The sequence below is a fragment of the Kitasatospora aureofaciens genome, assembly GCF_019192735.1.
GTDB lineage: Bacteria > Actinomycetota > Actinomycetes > Streptomycetales > Streptomycetaceae > Kitasatospora > Kitasatospora aureofaciens_A.
On record NZ_JAHTKP010000207.1, the window covers coordinates 1 to 536 of the forward strand.

Here is a 536-nt window from a genome sequence, read left to right on the forward strand (position 1 = left end):
CACCCAGAGCGTGAAGACCTCCACCAACGTGCCCCTGGCCAGCCAGGGAACGGACGCCGCGAAGAAGATCGTCGGCCGCAAGCGCGGCATTCTCACCGACACCATCGGGCTGATCCTCGCCGTAGTCGTCACCGCCGCGAGCCTGTCCGAGAACGCGGTGGGAATAAAACTCCTCAACCAAGCCAAGAAGGCCTACCCGAGCATCACCAAGAGCTGGGTCGACACCGGCTTCAAGAACGCCATGGTCGAGCACGGAGCCGGTCTCGGTATCGATGTCGAGGTCGTCGCGAGGAACTCCGATGTCCGCGGATTTCATGTCGTGAAAAGGCGGTGGGTGGTCGAACGAAGTCTTGGATGGATCATGTTGCGCCGACGCCTAGCCCGCGACTACGAGACCCTGCCGGCCAGCTCCGAAGCCATGATCCACATCGCCTCGATCGACAACCTCGCCAAGCGCATAACGGACGAAACCACACCATCCTGGCGAGGGACCTACTAGGGCATAAAGGGCAATCCGCCTACATCAAACGCCCTCT

Annotated in this window: 1 protein-coding gene; it reads left to right on the forward strand. The window is 61.4% G+C overall.

Annotated features, from left to right (window positions below):
• A partial coding sequence (locus KV557_RS42030; RefSeq protein ID WP_218207396.1) for a transposase occupies window positions 1–499 on the forward strand: 499 nt, incomplete at its 5' end.
• Window positions 500–536: the final 37 nt, after the last annotated feature.